Origin of the sequence: Aliikangiella maris, from assembly GCF_040719265.1 — a bacterium.
Classification (GTDB): domain Bacteria; phylum Pseudomonadota; class Gammaproteobacteria; order Enterobacterales; family Kangiellaceae; genus Aliikangiella; species Aliikangiella maris.
The window spans coordinates 1-4316 of sequence record NZ_JBFDAH010000064.1; the positions used below are offsets into that span (position 1 = coordinate 1).

Consider the following 4316-nt stretch of genomic DNA (forward strand, 5'->3'; position numbering starts at 1 on the left):
ATCAGGTGCGTTAAACGAAGCCTGGTCTGATATTTTTGGTGTAACCATTGAGTCTTATCGCAATGGTACCACTTCATCAAGCTGGTTATTAGGTGATGGTTTATATAACACACCGGGTAAAGCACTACGTTACATGAACAACCCAACCAAAGACGGTCGTTCAACAGACTGGTATCCAGAAAGATACACCGGTACACTAGACAATGGTGGTGTTCACTGGAACTCAGGTATTGGTAACCTGGCTTATGTATTATTAGTTGATGGTGGAACACATCCTCGTAATAAATCAAATGCACAAGTACCTTCAATTGGTATGGCTAAAGCAGAAAAGATATTCTATCGTGCTGCAACCACCTACATGAACCAAAACACTAATTTCTCTGGTGCACGTACGGCAACCGCAAATGCAGCTAACGATTTATACGGTGCGGCTGAAAAAACTGCGGTTGAAACGGCATGGTGTGCTGTTGGTGTGGGTAGTTGTCCAACCGGTAATCCTCCTCCCCCACCACCTCCTGGCGGTAAAGATGAACTGGAAAATGGCGTTGCCAAAACTGGTTTAAGTGCAAACCGTGGTGAAGAGCTTAACTACACTTTCCCAGTACCTGCTGGTGCAAGCAACGTTCGTTTTAACATGAGCGGCGGAAGCGGTGATGCTGACCTGTATGTAAAATTTGACTCAGCACCGACTGATTCAAGCTACGATTGTCGTCCTTACAAAAGTGGTAACAATGAAACCTGTACCGGTAACCAAACGGGTGGCACTTACTACGTTCGCTTAAAAGCTTACAGTTCATTCTCTGGTGTAAGTATTACAGCGAGCTATGATGGTGACACTAACCCACCAGGTCCAGAGCCAATTGATGAAACATTAACAAACGTTTCAGTTAACTATGGTCAATGGAAGCGTTACACTCAACAACTTGGTGAAGGTTACTCATCAATGACAGTAACAATTTCTGGTGGTTCTGGCGATGCTGACATGTATGTTAACTACGGTTCACAGTCAACTAGCAGCAACTGGGATTGTCGTCCATATATAGATGGTAATTACGAAACTTGTACCTTCAACAACCCACAAGCAGGCACTTGGTATATTGATTTATACGGATACTCTGCAGCTTCAGGGATCACACTTAACTTAAAAGCTAATCCATAATTAGCAACTGAGTTTAAGTCTTTAAAAAGAGGGCTTCCGCCCTCTTTTTTTATTTTAATAACTACAATCTCAATCAAAAAAAACAATAAAAAATAACAACTTTAATAGTAAAAATCACCAAACTACAGACGCATTATTAACATACAAAAAATGTGATACAGTCCCACTCGAAATTTGCACATTAGAACAATAAAGAATAACATTAAACAAATCATTTCATAAAAAATAAAAAAACAATTTGACGGCTAAAAATAAAAACAGCAAATAAATTTTTCAGTTTTCAATTGTTAATTTAAAGCAATAAAAACTAAAAAAACAACAAAAAAGAGGAACCAACCTCGCACTTTCATTCAAATAAAAACCAACTGTTGGACAGAGGAAAAACATGAATATAAGAAAATTAATACCGATTGCTGCACTTACCGGCGCAGTACTTTCTTGTCAGCTACAGGCACATAGTAATAGCCTGACCAGCCAAGATGCCAATTTACAAAATGATAATAACGTCTGGATTTCAATTGGCAGTGATGCCTATTCACTCATTAACCAAAAGCACACTGCGAGTATTGCATTTTCGCAAAGCAAAATTCATAACGCTTCGCATGGTAATATAGCAATTGTTCAGGTGCCTGAGTCACAAATTTCAACACTAAGTGAAATCATGCATGACGAATTTAACCGATGTGGTGGATTTGTTTTTCATGAATCATTAGAAGAAGCACAATCATACGCATTACGACCAGTACAAATGGCGCCATCTGTCATGGTCAGCTACAGCATTGACAACGCTACCAGCGTTAATCAACTTTTAAATCAACTTTCAACCTCGGGTTTAAGTTCAACTGTCAACTCACTGTCTAATTATCACAATCGTTACTACACGCAACAAACCGGTGTCGATGCGGCTAACTGGATTAAAAGTAAATGGCAAGAGATCAGCAGTTCACGCAGTGATATTTCAGTAGAAACTTTCAGTCATAGTTGGAACCAGCCTTCCGTTATTGCCACTATTACTGGTACAACTAATCCCGATGAAATTGTTGTTATTGGTGGCCACCTTGATTCAATCAACTCTTCAAACCCCAGCGGTGGCCGCGCCCCCGGAGCTGATGATAATGCTTCAGGTATTGCCGTTGTAACTGAAACGTTAAAAGCGATTGTTGCTAGTGGATTTAAACCCAAGAGAACAATTCAACTAATGGGCTATGCTGCAGAAGAGGTTGGATTACGCGGCTCAAAAGCAATTGCACAAAGTTATCAAAATAAAAATGTTGTCGGGGTTGCACAATTTGATATGACTGGTCGCAAAGGACCGTCAAGCAATGATATTGTTTTTATGACCGACTATACAAATAGTGCACAAACACAGTTCATGCAACAGCTAATCGACACTTATCTGCCAGGCGTAACCTATGGAAATGATCGTTGTGGCTATGCTTGTTCTGATCATGCTTCATGGCATAATGCAGGTTTCCCCGCTTCAATGCCATTTGAGTCAAACTTTAATGATTCAAATCGTTCGATTCACACATCAAACGATACTGCTTTTGATTCGAGCCATGCAATTAAATTTGCTAAATTGTCAGTCGCTTTTGCCGCAGAGTTAGCGAAAGGTTCTACCGGTACTAACCCCGATCCTGATCCCGACCCAAAACCAGACAACGTATTGGAAAATGGTGTTGCTAAAAATAACCTAAGTGCAAATCGCGGTGAAGAACTGGCCTTTACTTTTGATGTACCCGAAGGCGCAGGAGCCATTGAATTTAAAATGAGTGGCGGATCAGGTGATGCAGATTTATATGTTAAATTTGGTAGCAAACCAACGAGCTCCAGCTATGATTGTCGCCCTTATAAAAGTGGCAACAACGAAACCTGCACTGGTAGTCAAGCAAATGGTACTTATCATGTCGTAATTAAAGCTTACAGTAGCTTTTCAGGTGTGAGCATCGTTGCCAATTATGTTATTGATGATAATCCTGTTCCTGGCCCTGATCCAATTGATGAATCTATTAACAATATTTCATTAAATCGTGGACAATGGTCTCATTACACACAACAATTAGAAGAGGGTTATGAATCATTAACCGTCACCATTTCAGGCGGCACTGGCGATATCGATCTGTACACTAACTTTGGTTCACAGTCGACGTCATCAAACTGGGACTGCCGTCCGTATAAAAATGGTAATAACGAAGTCTGTACCTTTAACAACCCGCAAGCAGGAACCTGGTATATCGACTTATATGGCTACTCAAGTTCATCGGGGGCAACATTAAATGTAAAAGCAATTCCTCTAGCCAAATAAGTTTAGTGTTAGATTAAATAATGTAACACCAAAGATAAAAAGGCATTTTGCCTTTTTATCTTTTTATTAAATTCACTTGATCAATATTTTAAATACAGATCTTATTTTTTTAACAATGCTCTTTCACTTTAAAACTCACCAAGCATTCATCGATATTCTTGAATTCTATTCTTTTCTAACATTAAATTATTTTTTCAAAAAACATTTCTTTATTAGCTAAGCGCCCTAACGTCAACCTTAAACATTCAAAACTTTATGATAATAAAAATAATACGGAACCAAACAAAAACACATTTCAAATTACTCGAAAATTCTTTTTCAAAAAATAAAACACGGCTCAACGTTCTATTTTTTAAATTAACAAGAACAAAAATAACTACGATAGAAAATTCATTTCAAGAAGAAAATTTTTTGCCATAGAAATCATATGGTTATAAATTCTTTGTAATATTTTTGTGTATTTTTTCACAAAACTAGGGTTGTGACATATTCACACCACTGCTTGCACGCAGAACCTACCTCAAATAGTATCTCAACAAGTCTATTCATAAATTAATAATTAAATAGACTTTCGGCATAAAGAAAACATTTTAGTTTTTATTTAAAAAAATTATTTTTAAGTGCTGATTTGGGATTTAGAAACTTAAAAATACAAATAAAAACCAAGCAGTCTGTTTTATATGCGTCAACATAATAAAAACACTTTCAAGTGTATTTTGGAGACATCACATGATAAAAACTTTTAAAATAAAAACGCTCACAGCAGTTGTCGGTGCGTCGATAACTGCGATGGCCATGGGAGCCAATGCCAGTGAGTACACTGTCACCGCACAAAACTACGCACAAAATGGC

At 38.0% G+C, this 4316-nt stretch carries 2 protein-coding genes; both read left to right on the forward strand.

Annotated elements, in window-relative coordinates:
* Positions 1 to 1159, forward strand: a 1159-nt coding sequence (locus tag ABVT42_RS21695; protein WP_367024429.1) for a M4 family metallopeptidase, incomplete at its 5' end; no start/stop codon positions are given.
* Positions 1160 to 1544: 385 nt separating this feature from the next.
* Entirely contained in the window at positions 1545 to 3464 is a 1920-nt protein-coding gene (locus ABVT42_RS21700; RefSeq protein WP_353898036.1) for a M28 family metallopeptidase, read from the forward strand.
* The last annotated feature ends 852 nt before the right edge of the window (positions 3465 to 4316 follow it).